Below are 21806 nucleotides of genomic sequence, written 5' to 3' on the forward strand. Positions count from 1 at the left end.
AACATCAGATGTTACGTAAGCGGTCACCCTTTCATATTCTAAAACAAGGGTCTGATCTGATAATCAATAATCTGTTTGTTTTGGTACAATAAGTGTTTGGCTTGTATATCTTAAATATAACCATAGAAAACCTAAACTGACCATGATTAGACTATGCCTGCTAGCTATAGCACTGTTTATTTGTTTTTATCAACCGGTGCAAGCACTATCAAAGAAAGAAATTAAAGCCCAACGTGTAAGTCAAAATCCCAAAATTGATGGCATCCTGGATGATGCGGTGTGGGAAAATATACCTGTAGCGAAAGAATTCGTTCAACTGGATCCGGATAATGGCATGCCTTCAAACTTTAAAACAGAAGCCAAGTTTGTTTATACTGATAATTCACTTATTGTAGGGGTTATGATGTATGATGATCAACCTGATAAAATATTGAAGGAACTGAGTATGCGTGATAACATCAATAACAGTGATTTCATACTTCTGTTAATCGATCCGTTCAATAATGGTTTAGATGCTTTTGAATTTATTATAACACCAATGGGAGTTCAGATTGATGCTAAAGTTGTTAAAAATAGAGAAGATAACAATTGGGATGGTGTTTGGAAAAGTGGGGCTCATATTGGTAAGAATGGCTGGAGTGCAGAATTTGAGATTCCTTACTCGGCTCTTCGTTTTCCTAAAAAAGATGTACAGGAATGGGGAATTAATATCATCCGAAATATTCAACGTGAAAAGGAAAAAGTTTGCTGGAATTTTGTCGATAAGGAAGTATCCGGTTGGGTTAATCAGGCGGGCGTATTGAAGGGGATCGAAAATATTAAACCACCTACACGACTTTCATTCTCGCCCTATTTTTCTGTTTATGTCGATAAATCATCAGATAAATCGTCGTTTGAGACAAACTATAGGGGAGGACTTGACTTGAAATATGGACTTAATGAAAGTTTTACGCTTGATATGATGCTGATTCCTGATTTTGGACAAGTGCAGTCTGATGATCAAATTCTGAATCTCTCGCCCTATGAAACGAAATTTGATGAGAAAAGACAATTTTTTACTGAAGCAACAGAACTGTTTAATCGGGGCGATATTTTCTATTCGAAACGAATAGGAGGAACGCCTAAATATCTTTATGATGTTGAAGATGACTTAGAGAACGATGAAATAATTGTTGAAAACCCTATTGAAGCCAAAATAATTAATTCAACGAAGATATCCGGAAGAACCTCCAAGGGGCTTGGAATCGGTTTTTTAAATTCGATGGTTCGAAATACATATGCAGAGATAAAAGATACACTAACAGGCTCGAAACGGAAATTTAAGACTCAGGCTTTTGCAAATTATAACATGCTGGTTTTTGATCAAAGTTTGAAGAACGAATCGTATGTGTCCATGTTTAATACGAATGTAACTGTTCCGAACGAAGATTATATTGCCAATGTAAGTGGTACCGAATTCTTGTTTAAGAATAATTCAAGAACGTATCAAGTTAAAGGTAAGGCTTTAGTGTCACAATGTTATGAAAAAGGGGAGGATGCTCAAATTGGCCATCATCATCAGATTGTTTTGGGTAAGATAAGTGGGAAATTTAATTGGAGTTTTGTTAATGAGATGATATCGGATAAGTATAACCCGAATGATATGGGGTATTTAAGTCGGAATAACATTATAAAAAATAATTTCGGATTGGGTTACCACATTTATAAACCTAAAGGAGGGATACTTGCTCAACACAATAACCTGACTCTTAGCCACGAGACACAGTACTCTCCGGCCCGATATTCACGATTTACGATTTATTACAACTCAAGAGTCAAGTTAAAATCCTATAATTCTTTGGGTATTTATGGTAATATTCGCCCAATGCACGAATATGATTTTTATGAACCACGTGTTGAGGGAATGAAATTGAGAAAAGGATCGTCGGCTTTTGCGGGTCTATGGTTTTCTTCCGATTATAGAAAAGAGTTTGCTTTTGATATTCAAGCAGAATACGGGAAACGTTTTTCAACAGATAATCTGAGAGTGTTTTCGCTGACTATCAATCCTCGTTATCGATTTAATGATAAGTTCTCGATGAGATACCGAATGAAATGGGATAGACAGTTAGACGATATGGGCTATGTGAATGACGAAGAAGTAGATGGTATAACCAATGTATATATCGGTAGGCGAAATACAACTTATCTTGAGAATCGAATCACTGCAAATTATATATTCAACAACAAGATGTCGTTGAGTTTTAGAGCTCGCCATTATTGGGCAAAGGCAGAATATAAAAGTTTTGGGAAATTACTTGATAGTGGGCGTTTGCAGTCAACGTCTTATACCGATAATCATGATATAAACTTTAATGCCTTTAATGTTGATATGGTCTACTCCTGGCGATTTGCTCCGGGGAGTGAACTCGCTTTAGTTTGGAAACACTCTATTGCGGATGAAAAAGATAAAATTGCACATCGTTTTGTTAATAATCTCAAAAATACGTTTGATGCAACCCGATTTAATTCATTATCACTAAAACTCTTGTATTATATTGATTACATGTCTTTAAAAAAGAAAGGATGATTGCGATCGTTTAGTTGTTTATAAACTGAACTCTAAGAGCAGTGGGCGAAAGTTTGCTGCTCTTATTTTTAAGATTAAATTTGTGCTAAGAAAGCTTTACACGAAGAAAAGCTAATCCTGAAAATGTATTAATATTCAATCTTTATAAAATTATGATTCAAAGAATTCAAACCTTATTCCTATTGGGAGTTTTAATCTTAATCTCATTGATGTTCTTTTTCCCTTTGGCAGAATTAATCGATCCGGCAAATATTTCCTACTCATTTATATACAGAGGTATTCCTTCGGTAATTGAAGGAGAACCGATGCTTTTTAAAGCTTATCCTGTTGCAATTCTATTGACAATTATTGTTTTAAATGTCCTGGTTACAATTTTTTCCTATAAAAAGCGTATTCGTCAGATTCGATTAACGGTTTTTAATATTTTTTGCATGCTGGGTATGATGGGCTTGGTTTATTACAGTATAAACTCGCAGGTTGAGGAAATGAATGCCATTGCAAATTATAGCATTATTAATGCTTTTCCATTGGTGGGTGTTGTTCTATCTTACCTGGCAATTCGTCATATTGGAAAAGATGAAGCTATGATTCGTTCGATGGATCGAATTCGATAAGCTTTATTATAAAATAATATCATTTGTATTAAATGATACAGATAAAGCCTACATGATGTAGGCTTTTTTTGTGCCCAATAGTTTTAAAATAGTAGTTACTAATACCTTTCAAGCTTTATTTCGTGTAATTTGAGTGTCATTCTATCCGAATTGAATCATTTTAGTAGTAAAAAAACATTATTTATTTGTAAATTCTATAATCATACTATTAGCTTTTAATTTTCAGAAAATTTTTCAATATGCGGTATCTATTGTTTAGTTTGATTCTTTTAATAAACAGCAGCTTTGCTGTTTTTTCAATGACTCCTTTGAGTGAGAATAAGAAGCATATCTTAGTTATACATTCATATCACCAGGGCTTTGTATGGACGGATAGTATTTCTGAAGGGATTGAGTCTGTTTTGTCTCCCTTTGCGAACGATATTGAAACGTTTTATGAATATTTAGATTCGAAACGTTTTGTTGATCCCATATTTATTAAATCTTTTGAGCATAAATATGAGTTGTTATGTTCTAAGGTCATTTGTGATGTCATTATTGTATCAGATAATAATGCACTGAATTTTGTAATTAAAAACCGACCCAAATTTTTCAAGAATATCCCGATAATTTTTTGTGGTATAAACAATTATAAACCGGAATTACTGAATGGAGAAAAACAGGTTACAGGAATCGTAGAGTATGCTGCTATTGACTCCACTTTAATGCTTATGCACAAATTGCATCCCAACAGAAAGATTTTAATTATTAATGACAGAACCGTAACGGGTTTGGCCAATAAGGCTATTATTATGAAAGCCTTACCCAAATTGCGGAGAGAGATGCTTATTGAATATTCTGATAGCAGTAGCATGAAGGCTATTTTGGAAAAGGTTAAACATTTAGATGATGATTGGATGGTATATTTGGCTCCGTTTACAATGGATGCGGATGGAAATTATTATTCTTTTAATGATGTTGTTAGGCTGTTGAGTGAGGCGAGCCCCGTACCCATTTATGGATCGTGGGATTTTTATTTGGGAAAAGGAATTGTTGGTGGGTATATAACCAGTGGTTACATGCAAGGGAAACTTGCCGGAGAATTGGCACTATCTGTTGTGAAAGGCGCAAATCCGGGTATTATTCCTGTATTTGAAAAATCGGCAGTGCGTATTAAGTTTGATCAGTCTCTGTTGTCAAAATTTAACATCGACAAAGATCTTTTGCCGGATAAATCGATAGTAATCAACAGGGAAAAAACTTTTTTTGAGAAGAATCTCACCTTGTTTAAGAACAGCTTGCGAATAGGACTTGTTCTCATTCTTCTGCTGGTCGTTTATTCGGTATTAAAATATCGCCAGAAAAAATTTCTGGAAAAACGAAATTTAGAGTTGGATCAGGAAGTTGAAGAACGTTCCAGAGAACTGCTTGAAGCAAATGAAGAGCTGAACAGAAAGAATGTTGAAATTACAAAACAGGAGGAGCTTACCAACTTGGCTTATCTCCGCTTGAAAGCGATATTGAATAATTCTCTTGTTGGGATTGTTGTTACTGATGGAGAAGGGAAGATAATTGATCAGAATAACCGTATCTCTGAGATTTTGGGATGCGAAAAAGGTGATTTATTGGGTAAGAATATTGTATCGGCCTTTTTAAATAAAAGCAATTATGATATTTTAATGAACGAATATCACCAACTCGAAGGGAGCAAGGCTTTTATCCGGAATGAAATTCCTTTGAAGCGAATCGATGAAAGTATTCTTTGGACTAAAATTTACATTAGCGAAATGCTTTATTCTCATATCGAGGATGCTAATATTTGGGTGATTGACGATGTGAGTGAGATTGTTGAAAACAGGGCAAAACTCGAGAAACGAACCGTGGAATTGAAAGAATCAAATGAAACAAAAGATCAATTTTTCTCCATTATATCTCACGATCTGAAAGGACCACTGTCATCTATCCTGGGGCTTTTGGAAATTATAACTAAAAATCCAGAGATTTTTTCTGATGAAGAAAGAACAGTATTTATGAGTAACTGTTATGAGTCTGCTCAGGATATGAATGAACTTCTGGATAATCTATTAAGATGGGGGCGTATTCAAATTGGAGGTGTATCGTGGAATCCCGAAACAATTGATCTGAAAGTTATAACGGACTCCGTTTTGCAAACCTTGATTAACATTGCAAAAGCAAAAGGAATTGAATTAAAAAATCATATTTCTTCTAATTTTAAGGCTTTTGGTGATGAGAATATGATTAAAACAGTAATTTTGAATCTAATTAACAATGCCATTAAATTCACTCATAAAGGTGGATGTGTTGATGTTTTTGCTGAAATAAAAAATAACAGGGTTGAAGTCCTTGTTCAGGATAATGGAATTGGAATCAAAAATGAAGATATTCAGTATCTGTTTAATATCGATAAGAAAATACAGCAAAAAGGAACGAATAAGGAATCAGGAACAGGCTTAGGTCTTATCATTGTTAAAGATCTAATTGAAAAGAATAAGGGAACTATACGTATCGAGAGCGAATTAAATAAAGGAACCCGTGTTTATTTCGACTTGCCATTAATAGCTTTGAACTAATATGAATCATTTCTTTAATAAAATTAATTTATCAAACTTAAAAGTTGAAAACAGAGTTGCTGCTATTTATATTTTTTTGGGTGCTTTTTGGATTATTGCCTCTGACGAAATATTATTGTTATTCAACTTTGATGCAGATTTGCTTACTCAGATACAAACCTATAAGGGCTGGTTTTTTGTTATTATGACGGGACTTCTGATTCATATTTTGATTAAGAACGATAGAAAAAATGAAATTCAATTACAAGAAGAACTCAAAGAAGCGATTATTAAATCCAGGGAATCTGATAGGTTAAAATCAGCATTTTTATCGAATATTTCACATGAATTGCGTACGCCATTAAATTCAATACTTGGCTTTTCTGAACTTCTCAAGAACCCAAGAGTCGAAACTACCGAAAGGGATGAGTATATCGATTATATAAACGAGGGAAGCAATCAGTTATTAGCGATTCTAAACGACCTGATTGAAATCTCCAAGTTAGAATCGAACTTAACTCATGTTGATAATAAAGATTTTTGTATTGTGAGTCTGCTTCATGAATTGTACCCGATATACAAGTTTGAACTTGAGATGAACAGCTCTAAAAATTTAGATTTTGATTTGAATTTACCCAATGATAAACCTTTTCTGATTAAATCTGATCGATTTCGGGTAAAACAAATTATCACTCATTTTTTGAGTAATGCAATCAAATTTACACAAGAGGGAAAGATTGAACTGGGATTTGAGGAGAACAAGGATTCTGTTTCAATCTATGTAAAAGATACTGGAATTGGCATTGACAAAGAGAAGGTGCTTAGTGTAATGGAGCCATTTATTCAGTCTGATATGACCAGCAAAAAGTCATATGGGGGAGTCGGAATCGGATTAACCTTATGTCAGGAATTATCTTTCTTATTACAAGGAGAAGTGAAAATAGAGTCGGAAGTTGGTAAAGGCACCTGTATCTCTCTTATTTTACCGAACCTGGAAAAGAAAGGAGAACTTGTGACACAAGAATTTGAAGCGTGTTAAATTTTGTGCCACAAGTTGAAGTATTTTATTTTTTGTTATTTTTTTTTGCCAATTTCTTTTTCGTCTTTTTCTTCATAACTGAGTAACCAAATCGTCCAATCAGTTTTCCTAACTCATAATAATGACCGTGAGAATAGGCGAGAGGCTGTGCCTTATCCAAACGGAACCGGCCACTTTCAGGATCGATATACTTTTCATCAGCTTGTACGTTTACAACTTCAGCTATAAACATGTCGTGCGATCCAAGTTCAACGATTTGTTTCACTTTGCATTCAATGGATAGAGGCGATTCTTCAATAATGGGTGCTTGTAGCATCTTCGATTCGCCCGGTGTTAGGTTCATTTCCTCAAACTTATTAAAATCTTTACCGGATTTCACCCCACACCAATCTGTAGCAAAGGCCAAATCTTTAGTTGTGAGATTGATGACAAATTCACCATGTTTTTTAATGATGTCATATGAATGACGATTAGGTCTAACTGAAATGTAACACATAGCAGGATCACTACAGACTGTACCTGTCCAGGCAATTGTGATGATATTGTAATCTTCTTGACTTGCACCACAGCTGACCATTACGGCAGGTAAGGGGTAGACCATTGTTCCTGGTTTCCAGTTTTGTTTTCCCATAATACTTGAATTGTTAGGCCGTTTAGCCTATGGTTATTTGTTCCAAAATGAGTTGTAAATATTGTTTTCTCCCCAGTAGAAATGAATATAGGAAGCAAGCACATTCTTCTTTCTAATTACTTGGGTATCTAATTGTTTATCCCGAGCTGAATAGACATTCATTCCATCGCTTTTTTCTTTTGAATTAATGAGTTGTGAGTAGTGGAATTCATGACCGAAAAGGATCTCATTTTCGAATTTAATTTTTCGGTAGCCCAGTTTCAATTTCATGTTTTCCATACTGGCATCCTGATTTAGAAAACCAACCATAGGATAATTTATCCCCTCTTGATCGACAATGTTTTGAGAAAGGTACATCATCCCTCCACATTCAGCAAGAATCTTTCCTCCTGATTGTGCATAATCAAAAATGGCTTGTCTCATTTTCTCGTTTTTGGAGAGTTGTTCAAGATAGAGCTCCGGATATCCCCCCGCCAGATAGATGAAATCGACATTGGGTAAAGCGGTATCCTTAAGAGGTGAGAAATAGGTGATGTCTCCCAGTTCTGATAAGGCTTTCAGATTTTCGTGATAGGTGAAATTGAAGGCTTCGTCTTTGGCAACACCAATTTTTAAGTTTGAGGTTTTTGCTGTTGTTTCAAGCTTGAATTCAGGTCGAACGGACTGGCATATTTCTAATAAGCGATCAATATCAACCGTCTTCTCAAGGTGTTCAGCCATGGCATTGATGGTCTCTTCGTAATTATCCTCAGCAGAAATTTGCAAACCTAAATGCCTTTCGGGTAAGTTGATCTTTTCGTTTCGTGGGACGTAGCCCAAAGCTTCAACTCCCACATCATCACAAGCGTCTTTCATGAATTGATAATGCGACTCGCTGTTGACAAAGTTGAAGATGGCTCCTGCTATTTTAATTTTGGGGTAGAAATGCTTGTACCCGTAAAGTAATGGTGCCACAGAATAGGCTGTTGCTTTTGCGTTAACAACCAGGATAATGGGAATATCAAGTAATTCGGCTATTTGTGCTGAACTCCCTTCCATACGGTTTGCGCCATCAAACAGGCCCATAACCCCTTCTACAACCGAAGCATCGGCCTCTGAACTGTATCTGGCATATATTTCTTCGACATGCTGCTTGCTGCTCATAAATGTATCCAGATTGATGGATATATTTCCGGAAGCCCATTCATGATGTTTGGTGTCAATATAATCGGGTCCGCATTTAAAAGCCTGAACCTTTAAGCCTTTGTTACGCAGACTGCGAAGTAAACCTTGTGTTATTGTTGTTTTGCCGGTTCCACTAGAGGGAGCTGCAATTAAAAATTGAGGGAGCATATGCTTTTCTTAAGATAATAATCAGTGAACTGTTTGCTTCATATTCACTCCTACAAAAATACGAGCTTGAATTTTTTCTACAAGCTCTTTAAAAGAATAATAACAGGTGAATGCAATTTTTATAGTCATGAGCTGATTGCAAACCCTTGGCATAAAAAAAGCCTGAAGAATAAATATCTTCAGGCTTAGTTGTTTAGCATGCTATGGGCTAAATATCTTTGTGTACATGAACATCCATTTGTGGAAAGGGAATATTAAGTCCTTCCTTACCAAATGTTTTGTATACGTTTTCATTTAAATCGAAGAAAACCCCCCAATAGTCAGGCGCTTTTACCCAGGCTCTAACAGCAAAGTTTACCGAGCTGTCTGCCAAAGCCGAAACGGCAATAAATACTTCAGGCTCTTTCAGAATACGAGAATCAGCATCACAGAGTCTTTTGATCACTTCTCTGGCCTTATCAACATCATCGCCATAAGCAATTCCAATGGTCCAGTCAACTCGTCTTTTTTCTTCTGCTGAATAGTTGGTTAGCGAAGAAGTGGATAAACCGCCGTTAGGGATGATAATTGTTTTGTTATCAGGTGTGGTTACGATTGTATTAAAGATTTGAATTTCTTTTACAGTACCCATATAGCCTTGAGCCTCGATAAAATCACCGATTTTGAAAGGTTTGAAAATTAGGATGATGACACCACCTGCAAAATTCTGTAAGGTTCCCGATAGAGCCATACCTACGGCTAAACCTGCGGCTCCAAGAATCGCTATAAAGGAAGTCATTTCAATACCCAGCATTCCTAAAACACTAATAAATAGAAGTGCTTTAAGCAACATTCCAACAAGTCCTTTTAAAAAGGGTTTCAGAGAATCGTCCATCTTGCTTTTGTCCATCATCTTGCTAAAAGCGCGAATCAGACCTTTAATGATCCAACCTCCAATAATTAATACGGCAATTGCTCCAAGTAATTTGGGACCATAATCAACTCCAATTTGAGTTAATTGATTCAGAATTTGATCGGTGTTCATAGTTGAAAATATTATCGTGAATAAAAAGGGACTTAATTTTGTTAAGTCGTATCGAAGTCACATAAAAATACATTCTTTTATATTCAATATCAAATTATTTTTGATAGCTTAAATTGAATATGAATTTCGTTTAAAAGTGATTTCGAATGATCTGCGAGCCTGTTAGTTTTATTTAGATGACAGTTCCAGCATTCTTACAAGTGGCGCTTTGGCATCATTCATAACCTGTTCGGGTAAAATGATTTCTGGCTTTTCATTTTTAAGAGCCAGATATATTTTCTCCATGGTATTCAGTTTCATGTAAGCACAATCGTTGCACGAACAGGTTTCGTCAGCAGGAACAATCAGGAATTCTTTATCCGGCGAATCTTTTTGCATTTGGTGAAGAATACCCGTTTCCGTTGCGACAATAAATTTTTTCGCATCCGAATTCTTCGTGTAATTCAGCATGGCTGTAGTCGATCCCACAAAATCGGCAAGTATCAGAACCGGTTGTGGGCATTCGGGGTGAGCAATTAGTATGGCATCGGGGTTTTCAACTTTCATTTGCATAATTTTTTCCGAAGAAAGGATATCATGCACTTCGCAGGAACCATCCCACAAGACCATTTCTCTACCCGTAACCTCATTGATATAACGGCCCAGGTTTTTGTCCGGAGCGAATATAATTTTTTGATCCTTAGGATACGATTCAACAATCTGAACGGCGTTACCTGAGGTGCAAATCACATCGGAAAGCGTTTTTATTTCGGCCGAACAGTTGATGTATGAGATCACAATATGATCGGGGTATTGAGCTTTAAATTTCGCAAAATCGTCGCTCGGACAGGATTCTGCTAACGAGCAGCCCGCATTCATATCGGGAATAAGGACCTTGCGTTTGGGATTTAAGATTTTTGCCGTTTCACCCATAAAATGGACGCCGGCAAATAATATAATATCCGCATCGGTTTCAGCGGCATGTTGTGCCAAAGCTAAACTATCGCCTTTGAAATCGGCTATTTCTTGTATATCAGGGGTTTGATAGTAATGTGCTAAAATGATAGCATTTTTTTCTTTTGCTAATTTTAAGACTTTATCTCTCATTGCATCCATTATCTTTATGCTTAAAGTGTAGAAATTAAGATGCAAATGTCTTTAAATTATCGGGTAAATCAAAATGGATTCAGGAAAAAGGAGACGTCTTTATTTTACTAACTTTGCAGAGGAATCTACCCAGTGTAAAAATGTAGATTGTATCTTACTATAACAGAACGAATGAAAGTAAAATTAAGTCAATTCCTCCTTCGCTTGTCGGGGTGGAAATTTGTGGGGGAAATTCCTACTGAAAAAAAAGCGGTTGTGATTGCAGCACCACACACGTCCAATTGGGATTTTGTATGGGGAAAACTGGCTTTTCTGGCTCACGATATCAGGACAACCATTCTGATGAAAAAGGAATTCTTTTTTTGGCCCATGGGACCTATCTTTCGCTCTCTGGGGGCAATTCCGATTGACAGAAGCAAAAAGGCTAATCTGACTGATCAGCTGGCTGAGGAGTTTGCGAAACGCGATGAACTCTATTTATCGCTTTCTCCTGAAGGGACAAGAAGTAGGCGTCCTGTATGGAAAAGAGGTTTTTATTTTATAGCACTAAAAGCAAATGTGCCTATCCTGTTGGGGGATTTGAATTACGAGACCAAAACGTTGAGTTTTATTGAGACCTTTTACCCAACCGGAGATGTGGAAGCCGATATGGCTTATATCAAAAGCAAGTACAAAAATTCAAAGCCCAAATATCCCGATTTGTTTTCAACGGGTGATTAAGTTTATTTTAAAAAAGAATCTTTATACAATTGTGGTATGACTGATATTTTACGACTTAGTTTGATTCAATCCCATTTGCATTGGGGTGATGTGAAAGCCAATTTGCAACATTTCACAGAGACGCTTTCTGTCCTTAAGAATAAAACGGATCTGATTGTTTTGCCGGAAATGTTTAGCTCTGGTTTTATGATGTCAGGTAAGGAAGAAATTGCTTCACATACCGATACGGCTATTACCTGGATGACAGAGCAAGCTGAAGTTCTGAATGCTCATATCATGGGAAGCCTGATTGTTAAAGAGCAGGATGCTTTTTATAATCGCATGTATACGGTTTCGCCTCAGGGCGATGTTTCGACCTACGATAAGCGACACTTGTTTCGAATGGGGAACGAGCACGAGCATTTTGATGCAGGAAAGCTAAAAGGTATTGTAAAAATAGGCGAGTGGCGCATTCGACCCATTGTGTGTTACGATTTGCGTTTTCCGGTTTGGATCCGCAATCAGCAAGACTACGATCTTTTGGTTTGTGTTGCCAATTGGCCCGATGCCCGTCGTGATGTTTGGAATACCCTATTGAAATCACGCGCGATAGATAACCAGGCTTATGTGGCCGGGGTGAACCGTGTTGGAACCGATGGGATGGACTTAAACTATGCCGGCGATTCGTCCTTGTTTGATGCGCGTGGCCGAGTGCTTGCCAAATGCGAAGACTATAAGAATGATATTCAAACCGTCAGTTTATCCTGGAAAGATTTGCAATCTTTTAGAACGAAATTTCCTGTTTATCTGGATGCCGATGATTTTGAAATTAAGTTGTAATAAGCGAAAAAACATATCCTGAGATTCAGATAAAATCTCAGGATTTTTTAAGCTTTTTTTCCTTGTTCTTTTGTCTTGAAACAAAAGAACCCAAAATTCAAGAACCGCGATTTCCTCAATCTTAAAACTGCTTGAATGATAAGTGCAGCCGGGCGATTTCCTCGGCAAGCTCGGAACTTCCCGGTTTTACTAATCATTCATTTGGTTTATAAGATCTCTTAAATCGATGTTCAATAATATTACACAGAAAAACCCACCGATTGAAGTTTAGTTCATTCAAATCTCATTAGTCATCAAGAGCTAGATCGATGCGAAGTCTCAATTTATTAGGACATATATAGACTTTAAACAACAGTCGTTTTGACCGCTTTAGCATCGGCGTATTTTTTTAATAGTTCTTCTGCAAAACTCATACTTTCTTCAAGACTAGCTTCGCCCTGATAGGAGAAAAACACCATGAGGAAATTCTGACAATCCAAGTCGATTTGTGTGCGTAGCGAATCGCTGGTTGCACTACCAAAAGCGCCGATATCATCCCGAAAAACAGGGAGATTCTCAATATTGAGATCACCTCGTCCAATGCCTTGATAAGCTTCGTCTGCCTGACCAAGTCCCATCCTAATGTTACCCACAATTTTATCGGCATTGTAACCTCCAATAGAGAAACCCGATTGAATGGAAACCAAATTGAGCAGATCAACCACATTGTTGATTTTGTAGAGGCCTTTTCCGTTCATAATTCTACGGAGTAAGGATTCTGCCGAAAGTCGATACCTGTTAGGATCTTTACCGACTTTGCGGTAGCCGTCTTTCGATGAGGAGATGGTCTTTTTATTTCGAATATCTTCAGCAGTGAGTTGTGGTGCCACTTCGCTGATAAATGCATCGATTTCTTTCCAGAGGGCTTCGTTGTCGGTGCTTACTTTAACCTGACATTCGATAACGCCCAGCTTGAGCGAAGGGCATAATTGGGCCAATTGAGGTTCTATTGAGATGGTTTGATTCATATGGATTAACATTTGGAATCAAAATTAAGAATTTCGTTGAATTAATGTTCATATTACCCCAAACCCCTAAAGGGGCTTAAATGGGTTGGCTTTTTGTTTTACCACAGACCTGACAGGTTTATAAGCAAGACGCAAACTAACCTGTCAGGTCTTGTTTTGTAAAAGAAACAAAATCCAAGCCACTTGCATTTAGGTGAGTGGCTGTTTTTTGTTTACACATTTCATCCCAAACCCCTAAAGGAGCTTAGATGGGTTGGCTTTTTGTTTTACCACAGACCTGACAGGTTTATAAGCAAGACGTAAACTAACCTGTCAGGTCTTGTTTACACGCTTCACTCCAAAGCCCTAAAGGGGCTTAGATGGGTTGGCTTTTTGTTTTATCACAGACCTGACAGGTCTATAAGCAAGACGCAAACTAACCTGTCAGGTCTTGTTTACACACTTCATCCCAAACGCCTAAAAGGGACTTAAATGAGTTGGCTTTTTTCAAGTCCCCTGTAGGGAACCGTAGCGAAGCTCACCGCAGTCCACTAGAGGGATTAGAGGTGCAAAAACGAATCTGTATATTATTTTTTTGTTCAGTTAAAAATTTGTTATATTTATTAAGTTTTTTACAGATTGTAAAGATAAGTGGGTCGTATTAAGGTAGATATTGATTGATGGAATTGAATATTTATTCAATGTTTGTATGGGTAAAACCTGAGATAATGGTTTTTTGTTCAATGTCAGAATGACAAAGCCCGAAAACCTGGATTTTTACTGAATCTACAATGTACAAAGTATGAAAATTTGGGTTTTTGCTGAATGTATAAAGTATAAAGCTTGAAAAATTAAGTTTTGACTGAATGTACAAAGTACAAAGTCTGAAAACTGGGATTTTTACTGAATGTATAAAGTATAAAGCTTGAAAAATTGAGTTTTTACCAAACGTACAAAGTACAAAGCAAAAAATGCGAGTTTAAATAATCAGTAGTTATTAAATTTAAATTAAGAGCTATGACATCAATTAAGAGAATTAATACGACTAGTCGCAATGGCGACATTAGTGCATTATTAACCCTTATTCTAAAAGCATTTGCGAAGAATGATTGGAGTTCAGATCTTTATTTAACGCCTGTGATTGAAAAGCTAAGTGCGACCAATACGGAACTGATTGAGGCTCTGAGGCGATTGATAGCTTATTCTCAGATGGCAGAGAAGGACCATGTGCGCGATATGGCCATCAGAGCTTTGTTTAAGCTGGTTGAGGGCTATCTTCATATCCCTATTGCCGGGATGAAAGAAGCTGCCCTGGTGCTCGACCGTATATTAGAGCAGTATGGTTTGAGCATACAGAAAGAGGATTATGCCGAAGAATCGGCAGATATTGAGTCCTTACTCAAAGATTTAAGCAAGCCCAACGCCCTTTCTGCTATAGCAAACTTACAGGGGGTGCAAGAAAGCATAGCAGCCTTGGATGCGGCTCAAAAAGATTTTGAAAATGTGGCTTTGCAGCAGGCTGAGGGTGAGAGCCTGAAGAAAGATTTGGCTTCGGCCAGTATGTTGAAGAAAGTGGCGATCACAGAAATCAATACCAACCTGGTGGGGTATCTGAATACCATGGCAAAGGTAAACCCAGCCACATACGAGGCTACCACCAAAACAATTGCCGAGCTGATCGATAGAAATAACGAAATGGTAAAACGCCGTCATAAAACAAAGGAAGTAGACAGCGAAGTGGTTTAAAAAATACCGACTAAGGGTTTCACCGAAAGTGAAGCCCTTCGTCTTGAATACGAATAACAACAGATAAATGCTATAACATCAATATTGATGTTATATATACGTTCTCAGCAATTAAGTGAAAAGGATACTGTTTATCATAAAAGTTTGATTTCGGAAACACGGACTAATAATAAACATTTTGTCTTTCATTAGCAATAAAATTAAGGTTTTAGAGGAGTTATAAATAATTGTAAAATTTTAAATTAATAATCAATATGGTTTTAAAAAGAATGCTCACTATTGTGGCTGTATTAGCTATGATTAGTTGTCAAAAAGACGAAATAGAAGTTAACAAAGATGTTAACATCGATCAAGAAAAAGTAGAATATGCTATAGAAAATTTAAACGGAAAACCCGTAACCATAGAATACCTGGGAAGAAAAGCTAATGTTATAGATATAGGTGATCATTATGTATTTGAAGGAGATATTTTAATAAACAAAGAGAAATATCATAGCAAACAAAACACTTTGAAAGGTGCCGCGATAAATGGCAACAGATGGAACTATCAGTACAATAGAATAGCATACGTTGTGAATTCATCACTACCTGATAAGCAAAGGGTAACAGATGCTATCAATCACATTGAGGCTAATACAAATATCGATTTTGTAACACGAACAACTCAACCTGATTATATCGAAATAGTTCATTCAGACAATGGAACATACTCTACTGATATTGGTAAAGGTGGTGGAAGACAAGAAATAGGCCTTGCTTCATGGGCTACAATGGGAAATACTGTTCATGAATTACTGCACGCATTAGGAGTATTTCATGAACATACACGTCAGGATAGAAATGATCACATTATTGTAAACTGGCAACACATCGGAACCAATCCTAACACTATTTACCAATACCAGATTTACACTAATAACTATTCAGGATTTGATCATGGTAATTTCGATTTCAATTCTATAATGTTGTATCCTAGCATTTGGAACAGCAATACTTCAGGGTGGTCAATGACAGATCTTAACAACAATCCATTTACAGCACAAAGAACTGGATTATCAGCAGGTGATATTGCCCTTTTGAATGAATTATACCCTCCAATACCTCCAATAATAGAACTTAAGGTTGTTAAATACAATAACTACTCTAATAGCTACAGGTTTACATATGGATTTACAACAAAATATACCCCTACTCCTGTAGAAGTTATTGAGTGGTACGGATCTTCTGGCAGCAATAATACGTTTTATAATCTACACTCTACCAATAGCCAGTGCGATCTGATTTTAATGAAACAAGAAAATGGAGGTTACAACTATCACTATATGAGAGTTAAAATTAGAGATGCAGAAGGACAGATTCATACAAGGACAGCGCTTTGCCATACTCCTGAAAAATGTTTTATTATGGCTCTAATGCCACCTCCAGATGATGGTGGACTTTTTTAATTAATACTTTTTAAACTCCTCTAAAACTAAATGTTATATGGAATTAAACTTTGTAAGTACGTTATTCGGATTCCTAGTGAAACATCAATAGAGGTATCACATCTAGCACGGATACAGTGTTAAAAGTCAAATCTTTTTAAATATTTTGGCTCTTTTTCTATTAGGTTAAATCAATATTAAACTAATGTAACCTCTGCTTGAGGTGTTAAACCCAGGCAGGGATTGGTATAAACCCGATCCCAGTTGAGAAGTACATAGTTTTAAATACTATTAAGAACAATAAAAGCTGAGAACAATGTATAAAAATAATAGCCGAGATAGTAGTAAATTCAAGGGTTGTAGCCCGCTTCAACTTTCTCGTAACTTGACAGGAAAGCACCACGCATTCGGCTACTATTCTTATACTCACCGTTGTAGCACATTAGAACAAACTGTACAGGCACAATTGAACCAAGTAAATTAGATTAGTATGTCGCAAACATGGGAGAATAAATTTTCAAACTGGACCAATCCTCCAAGTGATACAGAAGAGAATAAACTTTCGAATGCAGAGCAAATGATTAAAGATGCAATTGCAGATTATCCGAGTTTAGCCAATAAGAATATTGAGATATTTGGACAGGGCTCTTACGCAAACAACACTAATGTAAGATTGAATAGTGATATTGATATTTGTGTTAGGCTTATGGATACCTTCTATTATGACTTGCCCGATGATATGACGAAAGAGGATTTCAACATTGGTCCAGGTACAAATACATACTCTGATTTTAAGAATGATGTTGAAGCAGCAATGGTAAAGAAATTTGGCAGAAGTGATGTCGATAGAGGAAATAAAGCCATAACAATAGCAGGGAATAGTTATCGTGTAGAAGCAGATGTGGTTCCAACTTTTGAGCAAAGAAGGTACAATAAAAACAAAGCATATCTGTCTGGAACTCAATTTTACCCAGATAATGGAGGTGTTGTGAAAAATTGGCCAAAGCAGCATATTGAAAATGGGATAAATAAAAATAAAAACACTCAAAGAAGATTTAAACGGACTGTTCGTATTTTCAAGAAACTTAGGTATGAGATGAAAGATGAAGGATATTCAATTTGTGATAAAGTTCCTTCGTTTTTAATTGAATGTTTAGTTTGGAATATTCCAAACTCGACTTTGAATGCATCAAATTCATGGTATGAGAGGATTAAACAATGCGTTATATTTTTATACAACGCGACAGAGACAGATGAAAAATGTTCTGAATGGGGTGAAGTAAGTGAACTTTTATATTTGTTTAAGGGTCATTCCAAATGGACACGGCAAGATGCTAATGACTTTATTTTACAAGCATGGAATTATATAGGGTATAACAATGATTAAATTAAATTTGAAAATATATGCTTATGCAATATTAGGCTTAGCATTTATGACTTTTGCGGTAATATTCGTAATTCACCAAGACTTGACATCTATTGATTTTCAAAAAACAATTAAAGATGTTTCTTACACAATCAGTATTAACTTTTTCATTTGGTTAGGTTTTGTAAAATGGGGGTGGAAATGGAAAATGTTCCATGGATGGTTGGTCCCATTTCCGAATCTTTCTGGAAAATGGAAAGGTCATTTAAAATCTAACTGGGAAAACGCTAAACATGAACCTATTCTAACTGAAATTGAAATTAAGCAAACATTTTTCCATATGACTATTAGGCTAAAAACAGGAGAAAGTGAGAGCTTTAGTAATTCTGCATCATTTGATATTGACGTAGAAAGAAATATAAACCAGTTGTTCTATTCTTATACTAATTATCCGAAACCTTCAGTTAGAGAAAGAAGCCAAATTCATTATGGAACCACTTTGCTTAGATTTAATGAATATCCAGTAAAGAATATGACTGGGGAATACTGGACATCAAGAGAATCTACTGGAGAAATTGAAATTGAAAAGGAAGAATAACGTGCTACAACAATGTATATACAAAATAGGCGAGATAGTAGTGAATTCAACGGTTGTAGCCCGCTTCAACTTCATCTCGGTTTGATAGGTTTGGAGCCCGCAATCGCCTACTTTGCCCCGCTGGTGCGCGATTCTATCGCGTTCCTTGATATAAGATAAAAACCACACGATAAAATCGTTCGGTAGTGGGGAAAGGCTCGCATTGCATGTGAGCCTTTTTTATATCATTTACTCAAGCTCATACTTTAACTACCAACAAGCTAAAATTTTACTCAATATCTATTTAACAATTGTATTTTTTTATTACATTTAACTGGACGTTCAAATTGATATCCAAATAAATTTTAAAGACTGAAACGCCGACAGTCCTATAGTATCGGTGTAAACCAAATATTTATATAAAATGATTAAATTAAAAAACTTAGCTGGATCTAAAAAGCTTAGCTATTCAGAACAAAAAGTAATCTTGGGTGGACAACCTATGCCTCCTGCTAACTGTAGATGTTTTTGCTGGGAAAATCATGGTCCAGTAGATAGCTCATGTTTCCAAAGATGCCCTGATGGATCAGTTCCAGGTCAAATGGAAGGTAATGGAGATGATTGTCTACAGCCCTTATTTTAAAAGTAGTTAAGACTAGTATAAATCCCAGATTTGGAATTTATAAAAATTTAAAATCACCAAACTCTCACTTGGTGATTTTAATTTAAAAGCCATTGACCTAAAAAGACTGTTTCTGTTAATTCTTCATTAAACTTTTTGCAATTCGATGTTTATTCTTTTTTCCAATTGGTTTGTTCTTCTTATTTGGAACAACGAAATATAAAAAATTAGAGAGGTAGAAATACCCGTTGTTAGTAGTTAATTGCAAGTTTAGCGGATTATAAATGTCATCATTCGGAATCCATTACCTTAAACACTCAAAACATGAAAAACAAATTCCTTTTTTTCAGCATTCTTATTAGCCTTCTTAGTTGCACGAGTAATAAAAAATATGAGTTAGCTTCTGATATTTATATTTTGGATAAAGAGAAGCCCATCGAATCATTCCAGGAATTAACCAATAAACTTCAGGGAAAAGCAATTTATATTGACAGATGGGCTACCTGGTGTTCCCCATGTGTTGAAGAATTCAAGCATAATGAAGCCTTGCACAATTTCTTACATGAGAATAAAATCGAAATTGTGTATCTGAATTCGGACACTGATCTTGAAGAGGAAAAATGGTTTGATTTTATTATTGATCACAAGCTGACGGGGAATCATTTAAGGTTAGATAGTCTTTTAAAAGCTGATCTCATTGATAAAGGAATTTTTATCCCGATGATTCCTCAATATATGGTAGTAAGCGAAAAGGGAGAAGTGATTACAAATAAAGCTTTTAGACCTAGTAGTGGTAAAAAGCTATATGAGCAGTTAGATAGCTTGTTAATTAAATAATGTGTGCTGACTTCATTGAATACCATAGCAAGTGTGCCCCTTAAGGTATAATAAAACCGAAATAAGGCATAGCTCATTATACAGTAGCAGGATGCGATCTTATTATTATAACTAAAACAGAATGAAAAAACATATTTTAATTTTATCGTTTATAGCGTTTTGTCTAGTCGGGTGCCAATCGGCTAAAGAAAAAGAGCATCAGTATATTCAGACTTTTTTTGACAGTATGACGGAATTTAGATGTTCTGATAGTACACGAAATAAAGTTCAGCTTAATTTCCGTTATTTTGGTTTTAATCAGGAAAAGGGGACGCTGGAATTTCATATTCCGGATAGTGTCAAATTTGCTGATTTTTACAATGCTTATTCAAATCGGATTAGTAATGCATACTATACAAGCCTCAATGCAAAAGGAGGTGAATGTGTTGATTCTTTGTTTGTAGCACAAGAATGTAATTGTGATAAGGTTAGAGAGAGCATTACCGAGTATTATTGTAATGACAGTGTTTTTGCAGGAATCTTCAATACGGCTTTTTCATCTTATTATATGAATAAAACGGAAACTAAACAAAAAAAGACTTGTATTGGAATAGACAGCTTGTTGCAGATTTCTTTTGCATATATTGATATTGCCGGATATATTCCGGATAGAGGTTTTGCTTTTCACTTTGGATGTGGAGCACCACCTTTTGCTTACAAACTAGAAAATAAAGTTAACTTTTTAATTGCCGGATTCTGTCAGGAAGCATTGAATGATCCAAAGTTGCGAAAGGTACATCTTCAAATCATGAAGAGTTTAGGTGAGAAGATTGAAGCTGAAGAAGGGAGTATGAAAAATCCGGATGAAATATGTAAAAAGTATGAAAAAGAGCTTTATAGAATGCTTATAGAAGATGGAACGCTTAAAAAAACGCTCTTAGAATATTACGAAACCAGAAAAGATATTGAGCCCTTTGAAATTATTTAGGAATAAGATGAAATTGTTTCGCTTAGTAACTTCATTATCATGCCCCGCTACCGCACGATTTTATCGTGTGGTAAGTAATAAAAATAATAAATTTTAGTAGTTAAAAGTAAATTGTAGGTTTACTATGAGTCGTAATTATAAATGTCATCATTCGGAATCCATTACCCCAAACCCATGAAGGCGCTTAAGTTAGATCTCCTTTAGGGGACTTAGGGGTCGGGAACTGAGCTCAGCGAAACTCATCGTTCAGAACATTAAAAAATAAAGCGAAAAATATTAGATTAGCTTAAAATATAAAAGAGATTGTAATGAATAAAATACATGTATTCCTTTTTGACGGTTTTTCAGATTGGGAAATCTCCTATCTGACATCAGAAATTAATAAGAGTGAAGCGTTTGAATTGGTATACTTTTCCAAAGATGGGAATCCGGTAATTTCAATGGGAGGATTACAGATTATGCCAAGGACATCGCTTGCAGACTTGAAATCCAATGATGTTGATTTGTTGATCTTACCCGGAGGAACAGCTTGGGAAAAAGGTGAAAATAAAGAAATAGAAAAATTGACGATAGAGCTATTTGAATCAGGAAAACCCCTTGCTGCAATTTGTGCTGCAACCGCTTTTCTTGGACAATTGGGGCTGTTGGATCATGTGAAACATACCAGTAATGATTTAAATTATTTAAAAGCCGTTGTGCCAACATATCGCGGAGATAAAATGTATCAAAACGTATTGGCATTTACGGATGAAAATATTATTACTGCCAATGGAATTGCTCCCATAGAGTTTGCGAGAGAAATTTTTAAGACGATTGATTTGTATTCAGAAGAAAGAATTGAAAAGTGGTTTCAATTGTTTAAAAACGGCGTTTGGTCTGAATAAATAAAGCACCTCCT

18 protein-coding genes are annotated in these 21806 nt (G+C 35.9%); 13 read left to right on the forward strand and 5 right to left on the reverse strand.

The window, feature by feature from the left end; all coding sequences use genetic code 11:
* Positions 1 to 142: 142 nt before the first annotated feature.
* From EV201_RS01340 to EV201_RS01355, 4 genes are all read left to right on the forward strand, one after another.
* The gene (locus tag EV201_RS01340; RefSeq protein ID WP_130305603.1) at positions 143 to 2569 is read left to right on the forward strand and encodes a DUF5916 domain-containing protein; all 2427 of its coding nucleotides are present in this window, start codon (positions 143 to 145) and stop codon (positions 2567 to 2569) included.
* Positions 2570 to 2721: 152 nt separating this feature from the next.
* Positions 2722 to 3183, forward strand: a complete 462-nt coding sequence (locus EV201_RS01345) for a DUF4293 domain-containing protein (protein WP_130305604.1) — start codon at positions 2722 to 2724, stop codon at positions 3181 to 3183.
* A 239-nt stretch (positions 3184 to 3422) separates the two neighbouring features.
* Positions 3423 to 5753 carry an ATP-binding protein gene (locus EV201_RS01350; RefSeq protein ID WP_130305605.1) on the forward strand — a complete coding sequence of 777 codons (2331 nt, stop codon included), beginning with the start codon at positions 3423 to 3425 and terminating at the stop codon, positions 5751 to 5753.
* A gap of 1 nt (position 5754) precedes the next feature.
* Positions 5755 to 6771 carry a sensor histidine kinase gene (locus tag EV201_RS01355; RefSeq protein WP_130305606.1) on the forward strand — a complete coding sequence of 339 codons (1017 nt, stop codon included), beginning with the start codon at positions 5755 to 5757 and terminating at the stop codon, positions 6769 to 6771.
* Positions 6772 to 6796: 25 nt separating this feature from the next.
* On the opposite strand, the gene EV201_RS01360 is transcribed toward EV201_RS01355, so the two are convergent.
* The 4 genes from EV201_RS01360 to nadA all read right to left on the reverse strand — a co-directional run bounded on the left by EV201_RS01360 (position 6797) and on the right by nadA (position 10853).
* Complete coding sequence (locus EV201_RS01360) at positions 6797 to 7402, reverse strand: flavin reductase family protein (protein WP_130305607.1); 606 nt, start codon at positions 7400 to 7402, stop codon at positions 6797 to 6799.
* Positions 7403 to 7435: 33 nt separating this feature from the next.
* Positions 7436 to 8734, reverse strand: a complete 1299-nt coding sequence (locus EV201_RS01365; protein WP_130305608.1) for a cobyrinic acid a,c-diamide synthase CobB — start codon at positions 8732 to 8734, stop codon at positions 7436 to 7438.
* A gap of 208 nt (positions 8735 to 8942) precedes the next feature.
* Positions 8943 to 9758 (reverse strand): mechanosensitive ion channel family protein, encoded by an 816-nt coding sequence (locus EV201_RS01370; protein WP_130305609.1) that lies wholly within the window; start codon positions 9756 to 9758, stop codon positions 8943 to 8945.
* Between the two features lie 168 nt (positions 9759 to 9926).
* A complete protein-coding gene (nadA, locus tag EV201_RS01375; protein WP_130305610.1) occupies positions 9927 to 10853 on the reverse strand; it encodes a quinolinate synthase NadA in 927 nt (308 codons plus the stop codon).
* Positions 10854 to 11015: 162 nt separating this feature from the next.
* Between nadA and EV201_RS01380 the strand changes: the two genes are divergently transcribed.
* Positions 11016 to 11564 (forward strand): lysophospholipid acyltransferase family protein, encoded by a 549-nt coding sequence (locus EV201_RS01380; protein WP_130305611.1) that lies wholly within the window; start codon positions 11016 to 11018, stop codon positions 11562 to 11564.
* 36 nt (positions 11565 to 11600) lie between these two features.
* Positions 11601 to 12383 carry an amidohydrolase gene (locus EV201_RS01385; protein WP_130305612.1) on the forward strand — a complete coding sequence of 261 codons (783 nt, stop codon included), beginning with the start codon at positions 11601 to 11603 and terminating at the stop codon, positions 12381 to 12383.
* 344 nt (positions 12384 to 12727) lie between these two features.
* Here the strand turns inward: EV201_RS01385 and EV201_RS01390 are convergent, their stop codons facing one another.
* On the reverse strand, positions 12728 to 13390 hold the full coding sequence (locus tag EV201_RS01390) for a B3/B4 domain-containing protein (RefSeq protein WP_130305613.1): 663 nt from the start codon (positions 13388 to 13390) through the stop codon (positions 12728 to 12730).
* 996 nt (positions 13391 to 14386) lie between these two features.
* Here EV201_RS01390 and EV201_RS01395 point away from each other — a divergent pair.
* The 7 genes from EV201_RS01395 (at position 14387) to EV201_RS01425 (ending at position 21792) form a co-directional block, all read left to right on the forward strand.
* Positions 14387 to 15115 carry a DUF6261 family protein gene (locus tag EV201_RS01395; RefSeq protein ID WP_130305614.1) on the forward strand — a complete coding sequence of 243 codons (729 nt, stop codon included), beginning with the start codon at positions 14387 to 14389 and terminating at the stop codon, positions 15113 to 15115.
* Positions 15116 to 15384: 269 nt separating this feature from the next.
* Positions 15385 to 16560 carry a M12 family metallopeptidase gene (locus EV201_RS01400; protein WP_165389556.1) on the forward strand — a complete coding sequence of 392 codons (1176 nt, stop codon included), beginning with the start codon at positions 15385 to 15387 and terminating at the stop codon, positions 16558 to 16560.
* Positions 16561 to 17029: 469 nt separating this feature from the next.
* A complete protein-coding gene (locus EV201_RS01405; RefSeq protein WP_130305616.1) occupies positions 17030 to 17926 on the forward strand; it encodes a nucleotidyltransferase domain-containing protein in 897 nt (298 codons plus the stop codon).
* Complete coding sequence (locus tag EV201_RS01410) at positions 17919 to 18503, forward strand: Cap15 family cyclic dinucleotide receptor domain-containing protein (protein WP_130305617.1); 585 nt, start codon at positions 17919 to 17921, stop codon at positions 18501 to 18503. The genes EV201_RS01405 and EV201_RS01410 overlap by 8 nt, the downstream gene beginning before the upstream one ends.
* Before the next feature lie 925 nt (positions 18504 to 19428).
* Positions 19429 to 19941, forward strand: a complete 513-nt coding sequence (locus tag EV201_RS01415; RefSeq protein WP_130305618.1) for a TlpA family protein disulfide reductase — start codon at positions 19429 to 19431, stop codon at positions 19939 to 19941.
* A gap of 121 nt (positions 19942 to 20062) precedes the next feature.
* On the forward strand, positions 20063 to 20908 hold the full coding sequence (locus EV201_RS01420; RefSeq protein ID WP_130305619.1) for a hypothetical protein: 846 nt from the start codon (positions 20063 to 20065) through the stop codon (positions 20906 to 20908).
* A 308-nt stretch (positions 20909 to 21216) separates the two neighbouring features.
* Positions 21217 to 21792, forward strand: coding sequence for a type 1 glutamine amidotransferase family protein (locus EV201_RS01425; protein ID WP_130305620.1), 576 nt, complete (start codon positions 21217 to 21219; stop codon positions 21790 to 21792).
* Positions 21793 to 21806 lie beyond the last annotated feature (14 nt).

The sequence above is a fragment of the Ancylomarina subtilis genome (genome assembly GCF_004217115.1).
GTDB lineage: Bacteria > Bacteroidota > Bacteroidia > Bacteroidales > Marinifilaceae > Ancylomarina > Ancylomarina subtilis.

Bases quoted from the DNA above. Each gene is read 5' to 3' on its own strand.
- EV201_RS01405 (WP_130305616.1), top strand. From the start codon at position 17,030: ATGTCGCAAACATGGGAGAATAAATTTTCAAACTGGACCAATCCTCCA.
- EV201_RS01390 (WP_130305613.1), bottom strand. From the start codon at position 13,390: ATGAATCAAACCATCTCAATAGAACCTCAATTGGCCCAATTATGCCCT.
- EV201_RS01355 (WP_130305606.1), top strand. From the start codon at position 5,755: ATGAATCATTTCTTTAATAAAATTAATTTATCAAACTTAAAAGTTGAA.
- EV201_RS01395 (WP_130305614.1), top strand. From the start codon at position 14,387: ATGACATCAATTAAGAGAATTAATACGACTAGTCGCAATGGCGACATT.
- EV201_RS01380 (WP_130305611.1), top strand. From the start codon at position 11,016: ATGAAAGTAAAATTAAGTCAATTCCTCCTTCGCTTGTCGGGGTGGAAA.
- EV201_RS01345 (WP_130305604.1), top strand. From the start codon at position 2,722: ATGATTCAAAGAATTCAAACCTTATTCCTATTGGGAGTTTTAATCTTA.
- EV201_RS01360 (WP_130305607.1), bottom strand. From the start codon at position 7,402: ATGGGAAAACAAAACTGGAAACCAGGAACAATGGTCTACCCCTTACCT.
- EV201_RS01370 (WP_130305609.1), bottom strand. From the start codon at position 9,758: ATGAACACCGATCAAATTCTGAATCAATTAACTCAAATTGGAGTTGAT.
- EV201_RS01425 (WP_130305620.1), top strand. From the start codon at position 21,217: ATGAATAAAATACATGTATTCCTTTTTGACGGTTTTTCAGATTGGGAA.
- EV201_RS01340 (WP_130305603.1), top strand. From the start codon at position 143: ATGATTAGACTATGCCTGCTAGCTATAGCACTGTTTATTTGTTTTTAT.
- EV201_RS01410 (WP_130305617.1), top strand. From the start codon at position 17,919: ATGATTAAATTAAATTTGAAAATATATGCTTATGCAATATTAGGCTTA.
- nadA (WP_130305610.1), bottom strand. From the start codon at position 10,853: ATGGATGCAATGAGAGATAAAGTCTTAAAATTAGCAAAAGAAAAAAAT.
- EV201_RS01365 (WP_130305608.1), bottom strand. From the start codon at position 8,734: ATGCTCCCTCAATTTTTAATTGCAGCTCCCTCTAGTGGAACCGGCAAA.
- EV201_RS01385 (WP_130305612.1), top strand. From the start codon at position 11,601: ATGACTGATATTTTACGACTTAGTTTGATTCAATCCCATTTGCATTGG.
- EV201_RS01415 (WP_130305618.1), top strand. From the start codon at position 19,429: ATGAAAAACAAATTCCTTTTTTTCAGCATTCTTATTAGCCTTCTTAGT.
- EV201_RS01350 (WP_130305605.1), top strand. From the start codon at position 3,423: ATGCGGTATCTATTGTTTAGTTTGATTCTTTTAATAAACAGCAGCTTT.
- EV201_RS01400 (WP_165389556.1), top strand. From the start codon at position 15,385: ATGCTCACTATTGTGGCTGTATTAGCTATGATTAGTTGTCAAAAAGAC.
- EV201_RS01420 (WP_130305619.1), top strand. From the start codon at position 20,063: ATGAAAAAACATATTTTAATTTTATCGTTTATAGCGTTTTGTCTAGTC.